Annotated in this window: 19 protein-coding genes; 15 read left to right on the forward strand and 4 right to left on the reverse strand. The window is 38.7% G+C overall.

Going from position 1 to position 25,359, the window contains the following annotated elements; all coding sequences use genetic code 11:
• Positions 1-235: 235 nt before the first annotated feature.
• The 3 genes from RGQ13_RS16715 to RGQ13_RS16725 all read left to right on the forward strand — a co-directional run bounded on the left by RGQ13_RS16715 (position 236) and on the right by RGQ13_RS16725 (position 5,000).
• A complete protein-coding gene (locus RGQ13_RS16715) occupies positions 236-2,323 on the forward strand; it encodes a putative Ig domain-containing protein (RefSeq protein WP_348390874.1) in 2,088 nt (695 codons plus the stop codon).
• Positions 2,324-2,704: 381 nt separating this feature from the next.
• Positions 2,705-4,414 (forward strand): glycoside hydrolase family 30 protein, encoded by a 1,710-nt coding sequence (locus tag RGQ13_RS16720; RefSeq protein WP_348390875.1) that lies wholly within the window; start codon positions 2,705-2,707, stop codon positions 4,412-4,414.
• 16 nt (positions 4,415-4,430) lie between these two features.
• Positions 4,431-5,000 (forward strand): phosphatase domain-containing protein, encoded by a 570-nt coding sequence (locus tag RGQ13_RS16725; RefSeq protein WP_348390876.1) that lies wholly within the window; start codon positions 4,431-4,433, stop codon positions 4,998-5,000.
• A gap of 154 nt (positions 5,001-5,154) precedes the next feature.
• Here the strand turns inward: RGQ13_RS16725 and RGQ13_RS16730 are convergent, their stop codons facing one another.
• Positions 5,155-5,760 (reverse strand): short chain dehydrogenase, encoded by a 606-nt coding sequence (locus RGQ13_RS16730; protein ID WP_348390877.1) that lies wholly within the window; start codon positions 5,758-5,760, stop codon positions 5,155-5,157.
• Between the two features lie 165 nt (positions 5,761-5,925).
• Here RGQ13_RS16730 and RGQ13_RS16735 point away from each other — a divergent pair, with 165 nt between their 5' ends.
• The gene (locus tag RGQ13_RS16735; RefSeq protein WP_348390878.1) at positions 5,926-6,801 is read left to right on the forward strand and encodes a LysR family transcriptional regulator; all 876 of its coding nucleotides are present in this window, start codon (positions 5,926-5,928) and stop codon (positions 6,799-6,801) included.
• Between the two features lie 129 nt (positions 6,802-6,930).
• Here the strand turns inward: RGQ13_RS16735 and RGQ13_RS16740 are convergent, their stop codons facing one another.
• Positions 6,931-7,830 (reverse strand): LysR family transcriptional regulator, encoded by a 900-nt coding sequence (locus tag RGQ13_RS16740; protein WP_348390879.1) that lies wholly within the window; start codon positions 7,828-7,830, stop codon positions 6,931-6,933.
• A gap of 125 nt (positions 7,831-7,955) precedes the next feature.
• Between RGQ13_RS16740 and RGQ13_RS16745 the strand changes: the two genes are divergently transcribed.
• The 3 genes from RGQ13_RS16745 to RGQ13_RS16755 are packed head-to-tail and all read left to right on the forward strand — an operon-like array spanning position 7,956 to position 9,566.
• The gene (locus RGQ13_RS16745; protein ID WP_348390880.1) at positions 7,956-8,645 is read left to right on the forward strand and encodes a pirin family protein; all 690 of its coding nucleotides are present in this window, start codon (positions 7,956-7,958) and stop codon (positions 8,643-8,645) included.
• Between the two features lie 28 nt (positions 8,646-8,673).
• Positions 8,674-9,300, forward strand: coding sequence for an isochorismatase family protein (locus RGQ13_RS16750; RefSeq protein WP_348390881.1), 627 nt, complete (start codon positions 8,674-8,676; stop codon positions 9,298-9,300).
• 56 nt (positions 9,301-9,356) lie between these two features.
• Positions 9,357-9,566 carry a hypothetical protein gene (locus RGQ13_RS16755; protein WP_348390882.1) on the forward strand — a complete coding sequence of 70 codons (210 nt, stop codon included), beginning with the start codon at positions 9,357-9,359 and terminating at the stop codon, positions 9,564-9,566.
• Between the two features lie 95 nt (positions 9,567-9,661).
• Here the strand turns inward: RGQ13_RS16755 and RGQ13_RS16760 are convergent, their stop codons facing one another.
• Positions 9,662-11,161 carry an MFS transporter gene (locus RGQ13_RS16760; protein ID WP_348390883.1) on the reverse strand — a complete coding sequence of 500 codons (1,500 nt, stop codon included), beginning with the start codon at positions 11,159-11,161 and terminating at the stop codon, positions 9,662-9,664.
• Between the two features lie 402 nt (positions 11,162-11,563).
• Between RGQ13_RS16760 and bglX the strand changes: the two genes are divergently transcribed.
• Genes bglX through RGQ13_RS16775 form a run of 3 tightly spaced genes read left to right on the forward strand, consistent with a single transcriptional unit; the run spans position 11,564 to position 17,307 of the window.
• A complete protein-coding gene (gene bglX / locus RGQ13_RS16765) occupies positions 11,564-13,798 on the forward strand; it encodes a beta-glucosidase BglX (protein WP_348390884.1) in 2,235 nt (744 codons plus the stop codon).
• Positions 13,791-15,617 carry a glycoside hydrolase family 3 protein gene (locus tag RGQ13_RS16770; protein ID WP_348390885.1) on the forward strand — a complete coding sequence of 609 codons (1,827 nt, stop codon included), beginning with the start codon at positions 13,791-13,793 and terminating at the stop codon, positions 15,615-15,617. The genes bglX and RGQ13_RS16770 overlap by 8 nt, the downstream gene beginning before the upstream one ends.
• A 19-nt stretch (positions 15,618-15,636) precedes the next feature.
• Complete coding sequence (locus RGQ13_RS16775; RefSeq protein ID WP_348390886.1) at positions 15,637-17,307, forward strand: glycoside hydrolase family 16 protein; 1,671 nt, start codon at positions 15,637-15,639, stop codon at positions 17,305-17,307.
• Positions 17,308-17,334: 27 nt separating this feature from the next.
• On the opposite strand, the gene RGQ13_RS16780 is transcribed toward RGQ13_RS16775, so the two are convergent.
• A complete protein-coding gene (locus RGQ13_RS16780; RefSeq protein ID WP_348390887.1) occupies positions 17,335-18,504 on the reverse strand; it encodes a pyroglutamyl-peptidase I family protein in 1,170 nt (389 codons plus the stop codon).
• A gap of 181 nt (positions 18,505-18,685) precedes the next feature.
• Here RGQ13_RS16780 and RGQ13_RS16785 point away from each other — a divergent pair, with 181 nt between their 5' ends.
• The 5 genes from RGQ13_RS16785 (at position 18,686) to RGQ13_RS16805 (ending at position 25,149) form a co-directional block, all read left to right on the forward strand.
• Positions 18,686-18,922, forward strand: coding sequence for an RNA recognition motif domain-containing protein (locus RGQ13_RS16785; RefSeq protein WP_348390888.1), 237 nt, complete (start codon positions 18,686-18,688; stop codon positions 18,920-18,922).
• 374 nt (positions 18,923-19,296) lie between these two features.
• Positions 19,297-20,673, forward strand: coding sequence for an LTA synthase family protein (locus RGQ13_RS16790; RefSeq protein WP_348390889.1), 1,377 nt, complete (start codon positions 19,297-19,299; stop codon positions 20,671-20,673).
• A 220-nt stretch (positions 20,674-20,893) separates the two neighbouring features.
• Entirely contained in the window at positions 20,894-21,595 is a 702-nt protein-coding gene (gene hutC / locus RGQ13_RS16795; protein ID WP_348390890.1) for a histidine utilization repressor, read from the forward strand.
• A gap of 21 nt (positions 21,596-21,616) precedes the next feature.
• Entirely contained in the window at positions 21,617-23,119 is a 1,503-nt protein-coding gene (gene hutH, locus RGQ13_RS16800) for a histidine ammonia-lyase (RefSeq protein WP_348390891.1), read from the forward strand.
• A gap of 17 nt (positions 23,120-23,136) precedes the next feature.
• The gene (locus tag RGQ13_RS16805; protein WP_348390892.1) at positions 23,137-25,149 is read left to right on the forward strand and encodes a urocanate hydratase; all 2,013 of its coding nucleotides are present in this window, start codon (positions 23,137-23,139) and stop codon (positions 25,147-25,149) included.
• Positions 25,150-25,359: the final 210 nt, after the last annotated feature.

Genomic DNA, 25,359 nt, shown 5'->3' on the forward strand with positions numbered 1-25,359 from the left:
TCACGGAAAATACAACTTCCTTGTTGAAAACGGTACTAGATTTGTAATACGTATAAAAAAACATTCTCCACAATCTACCAAAAAACGACAGTGTCCATTTTAACTCACACTACCCCCCTCCTTAACGCATTTCTATTGATTAACTTAACAATCAAGTTAAGTTGGTATAAGCGCTTTTATATGGCCATAACGAATTCAACAATAACTAATTCAACAAAAAAGATGACATTTACTTATGATGAATATTAATTTTAAATTATCACTGCTTTTAGCCAGTTTAACTCTGGCTGGTTGTGGTGCTGATACTCCGTATGGGGATGTAAAAAAAACACCGGCTGATAGTACGCCGGTTGATAATGCCCCCATTGATAATACTCCTGTTGATAATACGCCGATCAATAATGCGCCGACAATTACGAGTACAGCCAATGAAAATATTTCAGTAGGCGGAGCTTACAGCTACACTGTAACAACAAGTGATTCTGAAAATGATTTGTTGGCTGTTAGTGCTACAACATTACCGGTTTGGTTAAGTTTTGATAATATTACAGGCTTACTTTCTGGTACCCCTACAATTGACGATTTGGGTGAGAGTAGTGTTGTTATTACGGTAAATGATGGTGAATTTGAAACGAGCCAGTCATTTACCATTACCGTCGTTGATGAAGTTGAGCCACCAGTAGAACCGCCGGTTGAACCACCAGTAGAGCCGCCAGTAGAACCGCCGGTAGAGCCGCCGGTTGAGCCACCGGTAGAGCCACCGGTTGAACCAACAGGTGATTCGTTTTACTTTATCTCCAGTACAGAGACTAGCGATGTTAACTTTGATGAAACGTTGATCAATGAATGGAGTACCGGCTCTCAAATAGCTGGTGATATCATTTATAATGACATCACAAGTTGGGAAATATCCTCAGGTAGCAACTCACCTGAGGCTGGAAACTGGGGAACTGTGTTAGCGTTTGACGGCGGTATTAATGGCGACCTTAGTCTATTCACTACTTTGCAGCTTAACCTTGCCACAACCGGTGGCTATTCTAGCTATGAAGTTGCGATTGGTGCAAATGGTGTGGTTTCAAAAGTAATCGTACCTGTTGATGACAGCAACCCTGACTGGCAAAATGTTAGCGTTGACTTGTTCGATTTTGCTTTAAACCTTTCTGCCATTGACCAAATTGCTGTCTATGGTATCGGCGGCACACCTGCTGTATCTAAAATCTATATTGCAAATTTGGCCATCTACGCTGATAAAAGCATTAGTATCGATAGCGACCTTGAAAACGACTTCGTCTTTATCTCTTCTAGCGAGAGCGTTGTCAGCGATTTAATTGTTGATGATGACAACAATAGTGCCGTGGGTAATGTTATTTTTGGTGAATGGAGCACAGGTACTCAGATAGGTAATACTACTTATGATAATTTAAATGCTGTTGAGCTTACCGCTGGTGGTAGCTGGGGTGCTGTTCTGGCACTGCAAGGCGATATATCTGATGGTACAAACATCGATAATTATGATGTTGATCTAGCAAAATATACCAACATTAAATTTAAAGTCGCTTCATCTGGTGCTTTTGACCGATATGCAGTATCTATTGTATCAACAATTGGCGGAGCAAACCCGGCACAGGAGGTTGGTTTTGGATTAGCTGAACAAGCAGAGTGGAATGATATTGATATTAATTTACAGCAGTATGGCGTGAACTTATCTAACGTTAGTCAAATTGCGGTATTTGGCGTATACACAGATGGAGTGTCGTCAAATCAAAAATTATATATTACTGATATGACCATGTATGACAACGGCACTAATCCAGCGGCCAAACCAAGCACAGATGATAAATTCGTACTTCTTACTTCTTCTAATGAAGATGTAGACTTACGCGTTGATGATAATAACTTGGTAAACGAAGGCAATATCACCTTTAGCGATTGGTCTACCGGCTCAACGCTTGCCGGGGACGTTCTTTATGACGGCCTAAATGCTTTTGAAGTAACAAAAGGAGCTGGCTGGGGCACAGTATTGGCCTTAATGGGTGATATTTATGGTGGCGTGCAAACTTATGAAATTGACGTGGCTAAATATCAAACCATTAACTTCAAAGTGGCTGCCACAGGTTCTATGAACGCATTTACAGTAGACTTCATTGTTGATGGCGCCGAGCATAAAGTACCGTTAACTGTTTCAAGTGCTTGGTCTGAAGTAAGCATAAACATCGCGGATATACCGTTGAACATGACTAAATTAACTCAAATAGCAATATTTGGAGAAGGCGGTAATGCTGGTGATAAATTGTATGTTACTGATTTAAACATATCAAAATAGCATTGCCACAAGTTTACTTAACTGTAATAAAGTTAATCGAATTTAGTTCAAAATAGCATTAATGAAAGTCCAGCTGCCGCTGGACTTTTTTTACATCAAGGATGAGGGAATGCAAATCGCCATGGACCGTTCCTACGCATCCATGCGTTTACGGCATACACAACTTCCTTGTTGAAAACGGCAATAGATTTGTAAATTAAGGATGAAGGAATGCAAATTTCCAGGGAGGGCTTTAAATTTGTAATTTATCCGCCTTACCGCTGCAAGAATCCACTTTAGCGCAATACCATTGTTTTGATTTCCTGATCACTAGATGATGATTATTCAATCATATTTTCGAAATAGAACTGTTATGTATTTTTGCGCAGGTTAAGTATTAAGATGAAAAAATTTAAAAAAAATATCGTGTTTGCGACAATATCTTCCATTACCTTTATTGGCTGTATTGTGCAAAGCCTGGCAGCACATGAGCTAAAAGTTTCGTCTGATATTAATTATCAGCTGGCAACGACTGCAGAAATATTCCTCACCAGTGAAGCCGGTGATAAAATTGCCCCACAGCAAAATCTTGCATTTATCCAAGGTAAGCCAAGTGGCACTGTGCTTGAAGTAAGGCCTGACATTGTAAAACAAAAAATTATTGGAATTGGCACTTCTTTTACCGAATCTTCTGCTTATGTTCTCGCCCATCTAGAGCAGGACAAAAGAGCCGAAGTTATGGAGAATATATATGGTGAGACGGGTGCTAATTTTTCTTTAGCTCGTACCCATATTGGTGCCACTGACTTTGCTGTAAACGGCAAGTATTCGTATGCCGAAGTAGCAGGAGACGTCGAGTTAAAACACTTTAACATCAATGTTGATCAAGACGGTTTCAGCAAGAAACAACATTCAGGCATAAAAGATGAGAGCTATGATCTATTACCAATGATCAAGCAAGCCTATGCCATTAAAAATAAACAAGCAGACAAAGACCTAAGAATTGTTGCATCGGCATGGACAGCTCCGCCATGGATGAAAGATATTGAAGACTGGTACATCAAACCTACGGCTGAAAATAATCATCAGGGTAGCGGTGGTAAATTAAAACCACAATATGTTTCTACCTATGCTGATTACATTGTTAAATATTTGGATGCTTATCAACAACAAGGCATCGATATTTGGGCGCTTACACCTGTTAATGAACCTCATGGCAATAGTGGTCAATGGGAAAGCATGCATTTTACTCCGCAAACGCAAAATACCTTTATCAAGGAGCACTTGGGCCCAAAACTAAAAGCAAGTCCCCATGAAGATGTAAACCTACTTATTTACGATCAAAATCGTGATGGTATAGAGCATTGGACCGATGAAATTCTAGGCGATAAAGAAACAGCTCCCTATGTTTATGGTACGGCGGTGCATTGGTATGAAAGTAGTGTTGAAGTAAATGAAGATGTATTTGATCGAGTTCATGAAAAGTTCCCAGACTTTTCAATTATTCATACCGAAGGTACTATTGATGATTTAGGCAAAGTTGCCCCCAATGGCATTTTAGATCCGGTTAACTTTACCGAAAAAAACTGGTTTAACAATGACGAGTTCTGGTGGAATGCTAATGCGACAGATTGGGCATATACGGCTACCTGGGCACCAAAAGCTGAAGATCACCCAATATATACCCCGGTGCATCGCTATGCGCGAAATATTATCGTTAGTCTCGATCATTGGCTTGAAGGCTGGATAGATTGGAATATTGTATTAGATCAAAATGGTGGGCCTAATCATGTAGGAAACTACTGTGGTGCGCCAATTATGATTGATACTAACACCGGTGAAGTTTATTACACGCCAATTTACTATGTGCTTGCACAGTTTAGTAAAACCATTCGCCCCGGTGATAAAGCATTACAAGTTAACAAGCAATTAGACAACTTGGAAGAAGATGCATTTCACGCAAGTGCCGCTATTAATGATAATAACCTAGTCAGTGTGCAATTGTTAAATACCACCAAACAGCCAATCATCTATTCATTAAAAATAGGTAGTCAGTATGCGAAAGTATCTATTGCGGCCAATGCAGTGCAAACGGTTCGAGTTCAGTTATAATTTTTAAGCATATAAAATGAAAATACATCCCTTTCAAATATTAGCTTTGCCAAATGGTGCAAAGCTAATATTTACCCCCTGCCCTGGCACTAAATTGGTGAGTCTTGAAGATTCAATACTGCAGTTAAAGAAAAATCAAACCTCAATGCTAATCACCTTAATGCCAGAGGAAGAGATGGTAGCAAACGATGTTATTGCATTGCCGAGTATTTGCCATAAACATCAAATCACTTGGCTTCAGCTTCCAATTGTTGATGACGAAGCACCTGCAAGCGCATTTGAATTACAGTGGCTTAAACATAAACAGAGCATATTAGATGAAATAGTTAACCAAGGCGTAGTGGCGGTGCATTGCAAGGGTGGCACAGGCAGAACGGGAACAGTTATTTCGATGTTACTATTGCAGCTTGGCTGGTCAGTCTGCAAAATAGTTAGTGAAGTACAAGCGATTAAGCCTAAAGCTTTGAAAATTCAAGCTCAATTAGATTATTTAAATACGCAGTTAGTAAATACAAGGCACCGCATAAATGCCGTATCGTATCTTTCTGAAGAAAATAAATCGACTTCTCCAGAGAAGACATTTTAAACATTCAAATCCCGCTTCACTAGATATTCTATTTCGTGCTAAAAACAGGATAATATGAGGGCAAAATGCCTGGCTTCGTCCCCTCCTTAGTTCCATGTAGAGTAACTCAATAATTTGTGAGAAAGCCTACAAAGTAGACTTCCCTCAATGAATTTTATGCATCAACAAAAATAACTTCGCCATTAATAAAACCATCTACTGAGCGTTCAAAAGCTTTACCTACTAATGCTCCAGGAACAGGTTCAAAACCTGGCATCATTTCACCGTATACATCCCATGCTTCAGCTAATACAGTTGGGTTAACAACATTAATACGGGTATTTCTAGGCATTTCTAAAGATACACATTTTACAAAAGTATCGATTGCACCACTTGCTGTTGCATCAGCAATTGCAAATGGAATAGGTTTCACATTTAAAATACCACTGATCAAAGTAAATGAACCACCATCTTTAATATACTCTTGACCAATTCGTACTAAATTTATTTGTCCCATCATTTTGCTCATAATGGTTGTCATCCATTGCGCTTCAGTCATTTCTGTAAATGTAGCGTATTCACAAAATCCTACAGTATTAACCACAGCATCGAAATGACCGACAGTTTCATATAAAGATCTTATAGATTGTTCATTAGTAATATCAACGATATGGTCAACATTACCAGAGCGTCCTGCAGTGATAACCTTATGGTTACCTAAACCAGTTAATGCCGCTTGACCCATTTTTCCTAACGCACCGATTAAAATAACTGTTTTCATTTGATTCTCTCATTTTAACTTCTACCAATTTGGTTAAATTGATTTGATGAATAAATAGTAAAGAGTTAGTAAAACAATTAGAAACAATCATTCATTGTAAGTGATACAAGAAAATATGGTTATGTGCTACATTGACAAAAAATTGCAAGGTAGTGGTAATTAAATGTGAGTAAGTTAGACCGATTAGATCTTAAACAATTAAGGGTATTTCAGGCTCTAATACGAGAGCAAAACGCATCAAAAGCAGCAAACCAATTAGGGCTAACCCAACAAGCCGTAAGCGAGCACTTAAAAAAATTACGTGATGTTTTTGATGATCGATTGTTTCTTAGGAAAACAAATGGTTTTGTGCCAACACCATTCGCTGAAGATTTATCTATAGGCGTAGACAAACTTTTAAATGATTTTACCGCACTCTTATCACCGACAAACTTTGATCCTAAAACAATCTCTGGTACTTTTGTTATTGCAGCAACCGATTATGCCCAACAAGTAGTATTACCGTCGTTAATCTCAATACTCAGAAAACAATCGCCTAAGTTAAAGTTAATAGTTCGTGATTTTGAGTTAGATAAAATTCATGAATTAATGGAAAGTGGAAAAGTTAACTTAGCGATCGCATTTCCTGACTATATTCCAGATAACTATCCTATCGTAAAACTTTTTGAAGAACATCACGTATGTGTAGCCTCACCAAATGCATCTATCGCACATAAAAATCCTTCTCTTACTGAAATTGCAAATTATCCAAGCATCATCGCTTCGCCTTCTAGGCCAAACTTTAAAGGATCTATTGATGACTGGTTTAAGAAATTTGGCTTAAAACGAAATGTCGTGGTATCAGCACCGTGTTTTTCTATCGTGCCAATGTATCTAGAAACAACAGACTCAATAGCTTTTTTGCCTTCAAGAGCGATAACAGGCTCTAAACTTATAGAAATTAACCTAGAGCAGTCACCTGATAAATTTGATGTTATTGCGGCTTGGCATCCTCGCTACAATGACGACGCACTGCAAAAATGGGTAATATCATTACTGTAAATTGAGTCGGGAATAATCTAGTAAAATAGACCACAAATGTAGAGCAAGCTTTTCTAAAAAAAGACTAAAAGATTAAAAAGAGCAAGACACTAAATCAAACTCAAAGCACTATAATAAATTATTATCATTTTACTTCAATGCATCGACATACAGCTTTGTTACAAAATTTAAGAAGGCTTTAACTTTAGGTATCTTGGCTCTATTACGAGGATAGAGGGCATAAATATCAATGTCTGTCATACCCCAATCAGGTAGAAGCGTTACTAACTTTCCAGAAGACACCTCTTCTCGGGCAATGTATTCTGGTAACACTGCAATACCTAACCCATCAATTATTGATTGTTTAAGAACTGAAAAGTCATCAACTAATAAGCGTGGTTTGCAATTTATAGTGTGCTCTTCATTTTTTGTTGAAACTAATGTTAACTTTGAATCATTATTTAGAGGATTCATTATTAGCAACTGATGTTGAGTTAATTGATCAACAGCTATAGGTTTTCCATGTTTAGCAACATATTCAGGGCTTGCAAATAATCTTCGCGTAACTGTACCAAGCTTTTTAGCTATCAACAGTGAATCATTTAATTTCCCAATACGGATCACAACATCAAACCCTTCTTCGATAAAGTCTATACGTCGATTAATTAAGTTAAGTTGAATCGTTAAGTCAGGATATTGGTGCATAAATTCAGCTAGGGAAGGTCTTAGGATTTGTTGCCCCGTGGCAACAGACGCCCCAACTTTTAAGTTACCTTTATAGTTATGTTGCAACTCAGAAATACAAGCTGTCGCTAAATCCAACTCTTCATGTACTCGTTTACAATGGATTAAATAACGTTTTCCTGCCTCAGTTAAATGTTGAGCGCGAGTAGAACGTTCTAGTAAAGTTATGCCAAGCTTCTGCTCTAAGCGAGATACCTTTCGACTAACATTCGCTTTAGGGATCCCCAACCTATCAGCAGCAAGGGTAAAACTGCCCATTTCTACAACAGCTAAAAAAACCATCATATCATTCAAATCGTGTTCCACAGGCAATCCCATTGTTGTTATAAATGAGATTATCATATCAATTTTCATGCATTTATTAAACAGTGATAGCCGTCTATTATTGTTTGCATAAAGCAATTAGCAATAATTAATAGTTGGAGAAAATTATGGATGTACTAAGTAAAAATTCGTTACCGTTAGGCGGCTTTGCAGGATTAACTGAGCACCGTTTAGTTACTGACCGTCGTGTGTTTGGTAGTAGAAAAGCACCGAACACATTCGATGGAATTGGAAACTTTGTTTATCTTGCAGATGCACAGTTTAACCCTAATGGTGAAACCCATATGCATCCACATAAAGAAATAGATGTTATATCAATAATGATGAAAGGTCGTGTAAGCCATGAAGGGTCTTTAGAGCATGGCCAAAGCTTAAAAACTGGTGAAGCTCAAGTTCAAAGAGCTGGTGGTGAGGGGTTCACACATAACGAAATCAACCCTGATAATGCAAAGAATCGTATGTTGCAGTTATGGGTATTACCTGATGAATCTAAGCAAGCAGCTAATTATAAACATTACACATTAGCAGCCAATGGCGTTACTCGTATCTATGGTGGTAGCAAAAATCAAAGTAAAACTTTTGATAGTGAAACAATTATAGACGTTGTAAGACTTGCATCAGGTGAAAGCATAAAATTTGACCAAGAAATACTTGCATATGTAAGCCATGGTAAAGCTGAATTTTCAGATGAAAACAGTACCTTTAGTGCAGAAGATGGTGACTTAATACGCAGCTATAAAACTGACATCTCTACAGAAAGTGGTGTTGAAATTGTTGTTATAAGTAAACAATCATAAATTAACAAAGTATACGAGGATATATAACATGAATAAATTCACCGAAACATTAACAACGGACAATGCAATATTAGCAATGATTGATCATCAAACAGGACTATTAGTAAGTTGCCGTGATCAAGACCCACATTTAATGACAGAAAATATCAAAGGCTTATGCTCAATGGCAAAAACTGTTGGTATGCCAACAATAACTACCGCTAGTATGCCTGATGGCCCTAATGGACCAATCATGCCTGAAATCACTGATATCTTAGGTGATGAAGTTATTGAACGAGCTGGTGAAATAAATGCGTGGAAAAGCCCTGAATTTAAAAAAGCAGTTGAAGCCACTGGTCGTAAAAAAATAATTATGGCAGGTATAGTAACGGATGTTTGTTTGATGTTCCCTGCAATTTCAGCAGTGGCCGAAGGGTATGATGTTTATGCTGTTGTCGATGCTTCAGGTACTTGGAATAAGGCCGTTGCTGAAGCTTCTATTCATCGAATGACACAGGCAGGTGTAAAAGTAGCTACTTGGGCATCGGTATTGGCAGAAGTAATGGACGACTGGCGTAGTGAAAAAGGCATGGAATTGGGGGGAGTTTTAGGACAGCATACCTCTTATCGCTGGGTATATGATAGTTTTTTGCAAGCCAACCAGGCACATAAATAGATGATATTTACCATGTAAAGCATTAGCTTTGCGTGGTACTTTGTAAGGAGCAATGAATGAAACCACCGAACAGGCACCTACTAGCGCTTATCAATTATTTAGCGTTAGTACCGTTAGTATATTTTATTCCAGCATGGCTTCAGCCATACTTACCGACTAACAAATTTCTAGAAGTATGCATCGTAGTGGCTATTATCGTGCCTATTATTTCCTATATTGTCATGCCATTAACAATGAGGCTGCTTAATAAAAAAATAGAGTCTTAGTAATCTTTCAACAAATTTTGTTATTAACCAGCCTTAAATAAAGCTCAACAGCTAACGCTATTAGAGCAATTTTTTGGGATAGAGATATTACTATTCTAGATAGTTGATAAATTCACCTCAGCATCAACAAAATCGTCATCCTCGGCTACAGACTTACCTCGTCTTAATTCCAGTTTTTCACGAACCTCTTGTGCTAAGGTTTCAGTGATTGGATATTTTGCTATCAACCAAATCGCAATGATTGAACAAAGCACGGGCACAAGTACATCAGCTAAACGCATGTAGAATAGTGTATCCGCTGATTGAGCACCGCCTAGTGCTACATCAAAACCAGTTGCATTAAGTAAGAAACCGCCCGCTGCCATCGCCGCTGCTAAACCTAATTTAACTACCCACCAAAAGATCGAGCCAAACATACCTTCACGGCGTTCACCGGTCTCTAACTCATCCATGTCACATACATCAGCAACCATAGAACCCATCAGCGTAAATAATCCGCCCAAACCAAAAGCAAAAAATATCGGAGGAATTAGCACTAATTGTGGATTATCTGGAGTAAAACAAACCCATTTCAACGCATAACCAAAGATAGAAATAGCGATGGTAATGAAAAAAGCACTTCGTTTACCGAACAAGGTAGACAACTTAGCGACAATAAATATAGAACAGGACGTGGCAATAAATGACACCGTACCGGCCCAACCGACATACTCTGCACCTAACACTTGATCACCACCAAAAACATAATAAATAATGACATAACTTTGGAACGCAGAAACCATCATAAAACCGTTAAATACAAGAAAAGTTGCACCACATAATTTAAGGAATGGTTTAAATTTAACGGTAATAGCGAAACCTTTAAAGAAATCAGCAATAGAGGCCATCACACTTTTAGGCTGTGTTTCGCTATCAGGAACTTTTTGCGACGTTGGTATTGGAGTAAAGCGTTCAGCAAGGAATATCGCCGGTAATATACCAATGCAAACCGTAAAGATGCCGATAATAACAGCTAACCAACCAGCGCCTTCTATCATATCGCTAAACAATGTTTCATTTTGCATAAATAATAAGAACCATGGAGCAAGTAACCAGGCAAATTGCCCCATAAAATTCTGCACTGCCATAATGCGCGTACGCTCATGGTAATCTGGAGTCAACTCGTAACCTAATGCAACCCAAGGCGTTGCAAAAATAGTATAAGCAAGATAAAAAATTATAGAGCCTATCAAAAAGAACCAAAAGTAAAAGTTTTCACTTTGGTCTCGGGGTAATTGCCATAATAAAACAAAAACAATACCTGCAAGGATCGCACCTATGAATATATAAGGCCTACGTCTGCCCCACCTTGATTTAGTATGATCTGAAATATAGCCCATTAGGGGGTCAGTAAACGCATCGATAAAACGAGGCAAAGCACCTAATAATCCTACTAGTGCAGGATTCATCCCTAACCCCAAGTTGAGCACGATTGCCATGGTGGCCATTGCCGCACCAAGCAAGTTATTAACAAATGCCCCTAGTCCGTAGATAACTTTTTTTGCCATCGAAACTTTATCAGCATCGACCGTTTGAGTGTGGCTAGGTGTACTCATTTCACTTTTCCTTGGCGGGTTTTATGCGATGAATTTTTCTAAATGTGACTTAATCAATTTGGTATTTTTAGAAAACATCAATTTATTGGATACTCTGACCTTATATATAACTGCCTGTAAAACAATACTAAAACGATGAGTTGGGGATGTAGTAACGGTGAAGTGGATTTTAGTTATATTTAAAGCGTAAATGTCTCTTTTTTGATACCAACCCCCTGTGAATGGCCACGTTATCTCAGCCCAAGTCCGCTTTATCTTATTTAGATTGTTTCTGGCGAACGACCTTATATTCTTCAAATATACGAATTTTCTAATTAATAACATAAGACAATGAAATTTTATTAGGTCTTTATCATTTTCCAAATGACCTTTTTCTCATTCAGAGTCTTTTGAAGGTTTTTGATGTCTGCTAATAGTTGTTTAAAAATAATGAGTGAACTTAATCCAAATTTTGATTTACCGGTATCGCAACTATTATCACGCATGAATATTAGCGAAAAAATCGGCCAAATGAGTCAACTTGCCGGCGCCGAAGGCTGGATCCCTGAACATATAGCTGCTGCTCTTCGTCAAGGAAAGTTAGGTTCAGTGATAAATGAAGTTGACTTAAATACTGTAAACGAACTGCAGCGCATTGCCGTTGAAGAAAGTCGATTAGGCATTCCCCTATTAATTGGCCGAGATGTGATCCATGGTTTTAAAACTATATTTCCTATCCCATTAGGACAAGCAGCAAGTTGGTCAACAGAGATTGTAGAACAGGGCGCTCGTATCAGTGCTTTAGAGTCATCTACCTGCGGGGTAAACTGGACTTTTGCACCAATGATAGATATTAGCCGCGATCCTCGCTGGGGCAGAATTGCCGAAAGTTTAGGTGAAGACCCCTATTTATGCTCAGCCCTTGGTGTTGCAATGGTAAAAGGCTTCCAAGGAAAAAATTTAAATGATCCGGGAGCAATTGCAGCATGTGCTAAACATTTTGCCGGTTACGGAGCCTCAGAAAGCGGTAGAGATTACAACACCGCTAATATTCCAGAGAATGAACTAAGAAACGTTTATTTGCCTCCTTTTAAAGCTGCGGCTGATGCCGGTGTAGCTACTTTTATGGCTTCATTTAGCGATCTAAACGGTGTTCCTGCTTCTGGTAATGAATGGTTAATGAAACAAGTACTACGTGAGGAATGGGACTTTTCCGGTTTCGTCGTTAGTGATTGGGACTCTATCAGGCAGTTAACCGTGCACGGTTTTACTGATAACGACAAAGATGCAGCGTTTGAAGCAGCTAATGCCGGTATTGATATGGAAATGGTCAGCCGTACTTATCATGATCATTTAGAAGCATTAGTCACTGAAGGTAAAATAGATATAGAGCAAATAGACCTGATGGTTGGCCGTATATTAACCTTAAAATATGACCTTGGTTTATTCGATAATCCATATACAGAGCTTACGTCTTTACCAAAAGTACTGACTGAAGAAAACTTAGCAGCAGCCAAACAAGCTGCTCTTAAAAGCTGTGTATTATTAAAAAATTCAAACAACCTGTTACCTATTTCTAGCCAAGAAACAAATTCAATAGCTGTTATTGGCCCAATGGCCGATGACGGTTATGAACAACTTGGCACCTGGGTTTTTGATGGTGAAACACAGCATAGCCATACCTGCTTACAAGCGATAAAAAACTTAGTTGGTGAATCAGTAGAGGTTAAATATGCGAAAGCGATAGAAAATACTCGTAGTTATAATCAAGAAGATTTTGCCCAAGCTGTCAATATTGCCACAGCAGCAGATGTTGCCGTACTGTTTTTGGGAGAAGAGTCTATCTTATCTGGCGAGGCGCATTGTCGTTCGAGTATCGACTTACCCGGGTGCCAAGAACAATTAATTGACGCCATTAAAGCAACAGGTACACCTATAGCATTAGTAATAATGGCAGGTAGACCATTAACCCTAAGCAATATTATTGATAAGGTTGATAGCATCCTTTATGCATGGCATCCCGGCACCATGGGTGGCCCAGCTATTGCTGATTTGATTTTTGGTGTGCAATCACCATCAGGAAAGTTACCAGTAACATTTCCACGCAACGTTGGTCAAATACCACTTTATTACGCGCAAAAGCATACTGGAAAACCGGCAACCAATGAATCTTTCGTGCATATGAATGATATCCCAGAACGAGCTGCACAAACCTCACTAGGTATGGCGGCTACTCATCTAGATACTCATTTTTCAGCACTATTTCACTTTGGTTTTGGTCTTTCCTATAGCCAATTTGAATACAGCAACGTTGAGCTTAGCCAAGAAAATCTTGCAATTGGTGACAGCTTACAAATATCCGCGCAGCTTAGTAACACCGGTAGCGTTGATGGCGAAGAAGTTGCCCAACTTTATATAAGAGACCTAGTTGGCAGTGTTACTCGCCCGGTAAAAGAGCTAAAAGGGTTTCAGCGTGTATTTTTAAGAGCCGGTGAAACAAAAATAATTAATTTTGAGCTTTCTACTGATGCGTTAGCATTTTATGACAGAAAAATGCAATTAAACGCCGAAGCCGGCCGGTTTCAGTTATGGATAGGAGGATGCTCAGAAGCTCCTTTACAAACGGAATTCAACATTGTCGAAAAACACCATGAATAAACTTAAATACGACAAAGTCATTAAAGATAAAGTAGAAAAGCTTATTTCTTCGATGACCATAGAACAAAAAATTGGCCAAATGGTACAAGTGGAACGACTTACCTGCTCGCCTGCTGATGTAAAAAAATATCATTTAGGTTCAATATTAAGTGGCGCTGGATCTTCCCCTGATAATAACTCTCCGCAAGACTGGGTAAACATGGTTGATGCATATTGGAATGCATCAATGGAAGCCGATGAAGACCATTTAGCAATTCCAATCATATACGGCGCTGACGCGGTACATGGTAATAATAACGTTAAAGGGGCAACAATATTTCCTCATAATATTGGCTTAGGTGCTGCCAACGATGCTGATTTGATTGAACGTGTCGCTCACATAACGGCAAAAGAGGTTCTTGCCAGTGGTTTAGATTGGGTATTTGCGCCAAACCTAGCCGTTGCCCGTAATAATAATTGGGGTAGAACTTACGAAAGCTTCGCCGAAATTCCTGATATTAACGTTGAATACGCACCAAGAATAATAAAAGGCATGCAGGACAACATTAATGATGACGGCATTATTTGCTGTTTAAAACACTGGGTTGGCGATGGTGCTACATCTCACGGTGTTGATCAAGGTGATTCGGTTTTAAGTTGGGCCGAATTAGAAAAAACTCATATACCACCATTTAAATCAGCATTAGCCGCTGGTGCTCGTACAGTAATGGCATCGTTTAGTAGCTGGAATGGCGACAAGTGTCACGGCCATAAATATCTTCTTACTGACGTTCTGAAAAAAAACATGGAATTTCAAGGGTTTATCCTCTCCGATATGGATGCTATTGATTACTTATCCAGTGATTTCTATCAATCAATCGGTCTAGGGGTGAATGCCGGCATCGATATGTTTATGTTGCCACGCAACTGGCAGGAGTTTATCGAACATCTGCTTAGCCATGTTGAGTTAGGTACTGTACCTATGGGAAGAATTAATGACGCTGTACGCAGAATCCTTTCGGTAAAATTTGCGAGCGGGCTTTTCGAGGCTCCGCAACCTAAAGACAGAGAATGGGCAAATCATAAAAGCTTTGGCAGCTTAGCTCACCGAGAAGTTGCCAGAGAAGCGGTTAGAAAATCGTTAGTATTATTAAAAAATCAAGCAGGATTGCTACCTTTAGACAAAGAGAAACGTTATTTGGTTACTGGTAAAAACGCGCATAATTTAGGTCATCAATGTGGCGGTTTTACCATAGATTGGCAGGGCGTTACGGGTAACAACTTGATTGAAGGCGGCACATCAATTTGGCAAGGCATAAAAAGCATAGCTCCTAACGCCCTATTAAATTGTGAGGTCAATTCTGATACTAGCGGATTAGCTGATTTTGACGCTGCCATTGTTGTTATTGGTGAACATTCTTATGCCGAAGGCATGGGAGATATTCGTCATGGTGACAATATTATTGTTGAAACTGGCTCACTAATTAACGGCGAAATGAACCTTATAAAACCTTATGGAAAGTCTTTAGAACTCAACAAATTACACCCTGAAGATTACGACCTAATTAGCACGCTTAGCGCTAAAAACATCCCTGTTGTTTGTGTGTTAGTTTCTGGCAGACCACTTGTTATTAATAAAGAATTAGCAGCATCTAGTGCTTTTGTCGCTGCTTGGTTACCTGGCTCGGAAGGCCAGGGAATTAGCGATGTTCTTTTTGGTGATTATAATTTTCATGGACAGTTATCTTTCAGCTGGCCAAAAGAATCCCTCTCTAGAGTGAACATTGACAATACTCCTCAAAAGCCATTATTTAACTATGGCTTTGGCTTAACGTATTAACTATTTTTTGGAACATTTTATGAATAACTTTTTATCTATTGAGCAAGCATTGAGAACATTCAAGTTCATTACCGCTAGCTTATTTATTTTTATGTTAAGTACAACCGTGCAGGCCGGCTGGCAAGTTGAATGGATTGACAAGTTCGATGGTGACGGTGTTAACTGGGATAACTGGACTGCGCAAACAAATGCGAATTATAACAACGAAGTACAATGTTATACCGATGATGAAAGCTCAGCGAATCAAAACTACCAGGTATCTGATGGCACTCTTCAAATCATCGCCAGAAAGCAAGCAATAAGCTGCCCAGGATTAGGTGGAGCACAAAAAAGTTGGACTTCAGGCAGACTAAACAGCAAAGACAAGGCCGAGTTTTTATACGGCCGAATTGAAGCTAGAATAAAATTTCACAATTTAGAAGGTGGTACTTGGCCGGCATTTTGGATGTTGGAAAACCGTATCAACCAGCAGCCAATTAAAAATGATGATGACTTTAGTTTTTGGCCAAATCCTGGCGCTGGAGAAATAGACGTATGGGAATGGTTTTCCAATCAGCCAAACACCTTTATTACCAATTTTTTCAACACTAACGGTTGCGCTAATGAAGTGAGATATAGTTACCCAAACGGTGGTAACGACGTTTTACAATGGCATAAATATGCAATGGAATGGGATGAAAACAACATCAGCTTCTTCATTGATGACACACTCGTTACTTCCCATAATATAAGCGCTTGTGCTCAATATAAGGAGCCAATGTTTATTTTACTCAATGTTGCTATGGGTGGAAGTTTAGGTGGCAGTATCGACTCAAGCCTAAATAAAGCAACCATGGAAGTAGATTATGTAGCGCATTGTACTCCAGATCCATCTAACTCATCTGCATATTGTGACGAAGCTACACCTAATAATACGGTGATACTCGATGATGATCAGGATGGTGTTAATAATGACCTCGATTTATGCCCAAACACTCCATTAAACAGTGTTGTAGATAGTGACGGCTGTATTGTCACTGTGCCACCAGTAGTCGGTGATGATGATCAAGATGGTGTAAATAATGACCTCGACTTATGCCCTGACACACCTTTAAATAGTGCTGTTGATAGTGACGGCTGTATTGTCACTGTGCCACCAGTAGTTGCTGATGATGACCAAGATGGCGTAAACAATGATCTCGACTTATGCCCTAATACACCATTAAATAGTGATGTTGATAACGACGGCTGTATTGTCATTGAAGAACCTGAACAACCAGAGCAACCTGTTCAACCAAATCAGGCTCCGGTAGCGCTAGCTATTGGCCCAACAGAACAAATATTTGCTGGTGATTATGTGCAATTATCAGCAGCAAGTTCTACTGATGCTGACAATGATACGCTTCAGTATCTATGGAGCCAAACGGCTGGACCACAAATTGAGCTATTAAACATCACCAGTAGTTCGGCAACGTTTAAAGCACCGACAGTTACAGAGCAAACAAGCTTTTCTTTTAAGGTTGAAGTGACCGATGGTAAGTTAACAGATACCGCTGTTGTAACACAGGATATTTACCCTGAAGCTGAAGTTGCTACCGAAACACAAACTAATAACGAAGCAGTAGATGACGACAATAGCAGCGGCGGAAGTATAGGAACTCTAACTATCCTGATGCTGCTTTTATTGAGAAGAAATTCGTTTACTAATTAAACTAAGTTATTCTTAGTAGCGGTATGGTTATATCGCTACTAATGCTTGAATAAACATTTGCTCAATTTGGTCAACAATACCTTGCACTTCTACTTTTTGCCAATCTTTAATTCGTGGCGTATGAATATGCCCTACCGGCAATTTTGGATTAAATTGATTACGAATTAAAATACTACGATAAGAAATTTCATTAGATAAGTATCCACCACCAGATCCCTGTACAGCAGTTTGATTGGCTAAATCAGCTAAACTACTTGCTGTAAACTTTCCCTTCTGCAAAGTTTCAATAGCGGCGTTATCAATAACTTGGTATTTGCCCTTAGCTTTTTGCATTGCCGCAATAGGTAAACTAAATTCAACAAATTCAGGGCCATCTAAAGGCTTTCCTTGGTAAAAAGGGATTAGTGGATTTTTACTGTTTGCACCGGTGTAAACACCTAAATTGCCTGGCGCGACAGAACTACGACGCAGTCCAGGGAAACGCTCTAAATCAAACTCTTTGCGACCCATGCTTATTGTTGTCACCATATCAACATCACCAGATTTAATATGAGGCGTTAGCATAGTTTCAATCATGCCTTGGTCAAAATCAGCAAAGCGCACTGGCACGATTAATGTTTGAATTTCAGCTGTTACGCCATCTTGTTCAATTACCACACCATCTAAATTGATTGCCGCGATACCTGAAGGATTACTTTGCGCAATATTTCGATGTAAATAGAATGGGTCAAAACCGGTAACTAATATTTTTTTATCAGTATTTTTTGTAAATTTAACATCATTAAGACCACGACTGGCTAACTCAAAATCACTCATTAGCTTAGACTGGCTAACCAAAGGTAGTTGATAAAATACGCTTGAAACTCTTAAATGTTTAGCCATTTGTAAACGGCCCCAATAAAGCGCCCTGTCATCAAAGGTTTTATGGGTTTGCATATAACTGGTTGCTTCTAGCCATAAGCTATTGGCAAATTGAGTTGCTAGTGTGTGCAAGCTTTTTTCGCCATCAACCTTAACTAATTCTGCGCTGAATTTATTAATTAATATATCAAACTGACTTGCAACTTTTGGTAGTTCTGCTTTTGCTTTACCTATTTTTACTTCTTCAACAGTGATGTATGTATTTACGTTTGCCAGCAAATTACTGCTAAACATAAATGTATAAATTAACGCTAAGCCATAAGTGATTTTAAGCATGAGGTACAAAATTCCTAAACGATTATTTTTTCGCGATAAAGATATTACATCAATTTTATTAAATAATATTATTTTTTATAAGGGTTAATAAAACTAAATCTGTCCAATTTAAACTATAACTTGGTAAATTCAGATTTAATTGCGATAATTCAGGTTATATTTATTTATCACATGGATCATTATGAAACTTTTAGTTCGTAACCTCTCACGCGAAACCACAGAACAAGAAATTCGTCAGCTATTTACTGCTCACGGTTATGTAACTGAATGCACTTTGGTTCTTGACCAAGCTACAGGAAAATCAAAAGGTTTTGCTTTTGTTGAAATGCCAGATGAAAAAGAAGCCGCGATTGCATTAAAAAGTTTGCATGAAAAAAGAATTGCTAAGAATAAAATCCGAGTTAAAATCGCTCAATAAAATGAGAATTGGCTATGGTTTTACAAGTCGTAGCCAATTATCCCCTCCATTTTTGCATCAACTTTATAACCTTGTTTTTTAATTCCTGTTTATGCTTATAGGTCGCAATTTTGATACACAAAAATAGCAATGTTAGAGTTTTTAGCTCACTAGCCATATTTTTAGTTTTAGCCTACTCTACAGTCGTTTTTTACATGGACTATTCTTACCTGTGGGCGAATCTAGGTAGCTCGGGACGTTTTTTCACTGAGCAATTTTATTGGATAGAAGTACCTTTTATTCTAATGTGTTCGTTGACATTGTTTTTTCCAAAAATTAAGAACTACTTTGTCCGCTACTTCTTTCCTTTAGTGCCGTTCTTAGTTTTGTATTTAATGTTTGATCTTTTTTACAACTATTTAATTCGAATGCCTTTGCCTTCTGATTTTCAGAACATTGCTTCGATATTTGAATTTGAAATAGCAATGGCATTAGGCACAACATTGATGTTTTTACTGATCCCTATTTCCATACTGGTATTATTTTACCTAGCATCAAAAGATTTAAATAAAAAGACGCGTAACATCTCGATTATTGTGCGTTTATTAGTAATAACGTCAGCCTTCTTCATATTAACTTCTAACTCTTTTATTAATTATCATAAGCAAATATTTAATTACTCTACATGGTCGCAAGAAGATACCATCAGAGAGAATGGCAAATTTTCCAGTTTTATCTATTACGCCAATAACGAAAGCAGTAATAATAAACGACTTAATCAATTTAACGAGAGCGACAGCCAAATTGATATTCATAAGACTCTATTTCCAAATAAAATTAAACAAAATAAAAACGTTCATATAATTGCGCTTGAAAGTTTTTTTGATCCTCGTCTAATACAAGATATTGCATTTAGCCAACCAATATTGGCCAAGGAGCTTACTCAATACCTCAATAATCAAATGAATTTCTCCCTGGTAACCTCACCAATTTATGGCGGAGGCACAGCACAAGCGGAGTTTGAGCTGCTAACAGGAATTAAAGCATTATCAAAAGTAAATCAAATAGAATTTAATGTTATGCAGGGCAATACAACCAGCAGCTTTGTTAACCACCTTAATCAGAATAACTACCATACGTTCGCAACGATTGCTGCCAGTGCATCATTTTTCAACTCAAAACAAGCTTACAAAAGCCTAGATTTTAACAATATAATTTATCTTGAAGAGCAATCCGGTTTTGAGCGAAAAAGTGGAGAAGACCCGGTTTTTGATGGTGACCTGCTTGATTATAATTTGCAAAATATCAGAACGATACTAAGCAAGACCGACAAACCTATTTTCAATTATGTATTAGGCATGTATGGCCATATGCCATTTTCACGAGACTTAGAGAAAAGACCTGACATTGCAGTAGTTGAGCACTCAAACGAAAAAATTAAAAGGATCTCAAATCAGTTTTATTATAGAACTAAAGCAATCGCTCAATATATTTCTGCACTGATAGAACTTGACCCTAATTCGATTATTTTTATTACTGGCGATCATTTACCTTCAATACTTGGAAAAGATATTGAATATTCATTGAACAATAAAACCAACATTTCATTATTTATTGAAAATGGCAACACAATCGATGTATCCGGCAAACATTTTTATGAGATGCCTTGGTATATTTGGGATAGGTTGAGTGGGGTTAAATCTGATAGAACAATATCCACTAACAAAATGGAAGCTTTATACTTCAACTTATTGTCTCAGAGTCAATTATAAGCCCTTCAACTTTCGAAACTTTTATTCAAAGCAGACCTTAGCTTGGACTATCTAAAGCCCTCATCCGTAAATAAAACACCAAACTAGAACCTACAATTATTTAAATTTATTCACCATATAAAATCCACACACAACTTGTATATACAGATTTTTTATGCGATATTACCCGTCGCTTTTAATTGTATATACAAGTTAAGCCTATTTAAATTCAAGGAATGTGATGACAACGCCAAAATTTACACAAATTAAACAGTTTATTTTTGAACAGATTGAGTCTGGTAAGTGGGCTGAGCATCAACGTGTTCCATCTGAAAATGAGTTAGCTGAACAGTTTGATGTATCTCGAATGACAGCACGCAGAGCATTGCAAGAGTTAACCGATGAAGGGGTTCTAAACCGCTCAAAAGGCTCAGGCACTTTTGTTTCTAGCTTTAAGTCACAGTCATCATTATTAGAGATTCGCAATATTGCCGATGAAGTGACAGCTGCTGGCCATACATACTCAGCTAAACTAGTAAGCATTGAAAAGTTAGCGGCTGATGCTGCAACAGCTATCGAATTAGATATAGCCATTGGCAATAGCGTTTATTTTTCAAAAATATTACATATGCAAGATGAGCAACCGATTCAGTTAGAGCAGCGCTTTGTTAATGCAGCTTTAGTGCCTGAATATATTAATCAAGACTTCTCAGCAATTACTCCACATGAGTATTTAAGTAAAGAAGCACCGCTTACCGAAGCCACTCATCAAATTGAAGCAGTGCTAAGCGAAGCAAAAATTTCTGCGTTGTTGACCATAGATAGTCAACAACCATGTTTACAAGTAAAACGCCGCACCTGGTCATCTCATGGTGTGGTCAGTTTGGCTATTTTGACCTCACCGGGTAATAAGTATCGCCTTGGTGGGCATTTAAAATTTTAAAAGAATATTTAGGAGAATAATGTGACGTTTAATTATGGTGTTGACCATTTAGATCTCGATATTGTCTGTGGCATTGCCGACGGTAGTATCAAAGCAGAACTTTGCCAAGAAGCATTAGATCAAATCAATAAAAGTCGACAAAATGTCGAAATAATGGCGAGTTCAGACGAACCTATATATGGCATAAATACTGGCTTTGGTCCTCTATGTGATACACAAATTTCACCTGAGCAAACCCATTTATTACAAAAAAACCTACTCATTACCCACGCCGTAGGTGTTGGTGAGCCGATTGATAAAGCGATTTCAAAGCTAATGTTGATCACCAAAGTTCATGCGTTAAGTCGTGGTTTTTCTGGTATCCGTCTTGACGTTGTTGAGCGTATGTTAGCCTTTATCGATCTAGACTTAATCCCTGTTGTTCCAGAGCAAGGCTCTGTTGGTGCTTCAGGTGATTTAGCGCCACTTTCTCATTTATTCTTACCATTAATTGGCGAAGGTGAATTTTGGCAAAACGGAAATATTGTTCCTGCAAGAGAAATTCTAAAACAACACGGTCTAGAAATAATGGATTTGCACGCCAAAGAAGGCTTGGCTCTTATCAATGGTACCCAGTTTATTTTATCCCATGCCATTACTGCATTATCTAAAATGCGTTATTTATTAGACTTAGCTGACTTAACAGGTGCCATGAGTATTGAAGGCATGCAAGGCAGTGAATCGCCATTTAGAGACGAGCTTCATCAAACTCGTGCGTTTACCGGTAACTTGCAAGTTGCAGCGCGTATGAGAGCCTTTTTTAAGGATTCACAAAATATGGCTGACCATGAAGAGTGCGATCGCGTACAAGACCCATATTCATTAAGATGTATTCCACAAGTACATGGCGCATCACGAAATGCTTATATCCATTTAAAAGAAATGGCTGAAATTGAGATGAACTCGGTTACTGATAACCCAATTGTTATCAGTAGTGAAGAAGCCATTTCAGGTGGTAGCTTCCACGGTCAACCACTTGCTATGGTGTTAGATTATGCATCAATAGCAGCATCAGAGCTGGGTAACATTGCCGACAGACGTTGTTATTTACTATTGGAAGGTTTACACGGTTTACCACGACTATTAACCAAAGCAGGTGGTTTAAACTCAGGCATGATGATCCCACAATATGCAACGGCTGCCTTAGTAACGGAAAACAAATCTTTGTGTTTCCCACCATCGGCTGACAGTGTACCAACGTCTATGGGACAAGAAGATCACGTATCTATGGGTAGTATTTCAGGCAGACAGCTTAATCAAATATTAGGCAATGTTGATAAAATCTTTGCCATTGAATTAATGTATGCAGCACAAGCAATTGAGTTTAGACGACCAAACAAATGCTCTGACATCATAGAGAAAAACTTTGCACTAATCAGAAGCAAAGTCGACAAACTTGAAGAAGATCGATTATTAAAACCTGATATCGATGCCATGATAAAGCTGGTTAAATCGCGTGCGTTTGACGTAAGCGTTGAACATTAATTATAGGGCCATTGATAATGACAAATTTAATCGATTTTCAACAACAAATTAAGCAAGGTATTCCAACAGAATTACCTGCAACTAAACCTTATCCGCAGGACGCTAACCGTGCACCTAAACGTAAAGATATTTTAAATGCTGACGAAAAACAGTTAGCACTTAGAAATGCCCTGCGTTACTTCCCAAAAGAGTGGCACCAGGAATTAGCACAAGAGTTTGCTCAGGAATTAAAAGACTTCGGCCGCATCTATATGTACCGTTTCAAGCCGAGCTATGAATTAAAAGCACGTTCAGTTGCTGATTACCCGGCAAAATGTGAGCAAGCGGCGGCTATTATGCTGATGGTCGAAAACAATTTAGATCCAGCCGTGGCTCAGCACCCAGAAGAACTTATTACTTATGGCGGCAATGGCGCAGTTTTCCAAAACTGGGCGCAATACCTGTTAGCGATGAAGTATTTGAGTGAAATGGAAAGTGATCAAACGTTACATCTATACTCAGGCCACCCAATGGGACTGTTTCCGTCATCTAAAGACGCGCCCCGTGTAGTTGTTACCAATGGCATGATGATCCCGAACTACTCACAACCAGACGACTGGGAAAAGTTTAACGCCTTAGGTGTTACCCAGTACGGACAGATGACTGCGGGTTCATTTATGTATATTGGTCCGCAAGGTATTGTTCACGGCACCACAATTACCGTGATGAATGCGTTCCGTAAGGTCCTAAATAAAGATGAAACATCTCTAGGTAAAGTTTTTCTTACCGCAGGTTTAGGTGGCATGAGTGGTGCTCAACCAAAAGCTGGCAACATCGCTAAGTGCGTTACTGTATGTGCTGAGGTAAATCCGAAAGCGGCTATTAAGCGTCATCAGCAAGGATGGGTTGATGAACTTATCGATAACATTGATGAGTTGATTAAACGAGTTAAAGAAGCCCAAGCGAATGAAGAAGTCGTATCGATTGCTTACATAGGCAATATTGTCGATGTATGGGAAGCTTTTGATGAGCAAGACGTATTTATTCACTTAGGCTCAGATCAAACGTCACTGCATAACCCTTGGTCGGGCGGTTATTACCCGGTAGACATCAGTTATGAAGAATCGAATCGTTTAATTCGTGAAGAGCCAGAAGTGTTCAAAGTTAAAGTTCAACAAACTTTGAAGCGTCATGCTGACGCGGTTAATAAACATACCGCTAAAGGCACTTATTTCTTTGACTACGGCAACGCCTTTTTGCTGGAAGCATCCCGCGCTGGTGGCGATGTAATGGCTGAAAATGGCATAGACTTTAAGTACCCTTCATACGTTCAGGATATTCTTGGACCTATGTGTTTCGACTATGGATTTGGACCATTTCGCTGGGTATGTGCTTCTGGTAAGTCTGAAGATTTGGATAAAACCGATGCGATTGCAGCACAAGTGTTAACCAAAATCATGGCAGAGTCGCCTGCTGAAATTCAGCAACAAATGCAAGACAATATCACTTGGATTAAAGACGCCAAGCAAAACAAATTAGTGGTTGGCTCGCAAGCACGAATTCTTTATGCCGATGCACAAGGTCGAATTGAAATTGCCAAAGCATTCAACGATGCCATAAATAGCGGCGAGATTGGCCCTGTAGTTTTAGGTCGTGATCATCATGACGTAAGTGGTACAGATTCACCGTATCGCGAAACTTCTAATATTTATGATGGCAGTCGCTTTACTGCAGATATGGCTATCCACAATGTAATTGGTGACAGTTTCCGTGGTGCTACATGGGTTTCTATCCATAATGGTGGCGGTGTCGGTTGGGGTGAAGTGACAAATGGTGGTTTTGGCATGCTACTTGATGGTACTGAAGATGCAGAGCGCAAACTCAAGTCTATGCTGTTATTTGATGTGAACAACGGTATTGCTAGACGCAGTTGGGCACGAAATGAAGAAGCTAACTTTGCCATTAAACGAGAAATGGCAAGAACACCTAAACTAAAAGTTACCTTGGCTAACTTAGTTGATGACGATATTTTAAATAACTTATCGCTGTAAGCTAAAAGTAGGGATTATAAAACCGCAGATGTGAATAGCAACTGCGGTTTTTTGTTCATGGAAGAACTTATATAGAATGGCCATGGACCATTCCTTCACATCCTGTGACCATGGAATATACAACTTCCATGTTGAAAACGGCGTACATTCTTATTTGTTCATGGAAGAGCTTATATAGAATGGCCATGGACCATTCCTTCACATCCTGTG

It is taken from the genome of Thalassotalea psychrophila, from assembly GCF_031583595.1.
Classification (GTDB): domain Bacteria; phylum Pseudomonadota; class Gammaproteobacteria; order Enterobacterales; family Alteromonadaceae; genus Thalassotalea_A; species Thalassotalea_A psychrophila.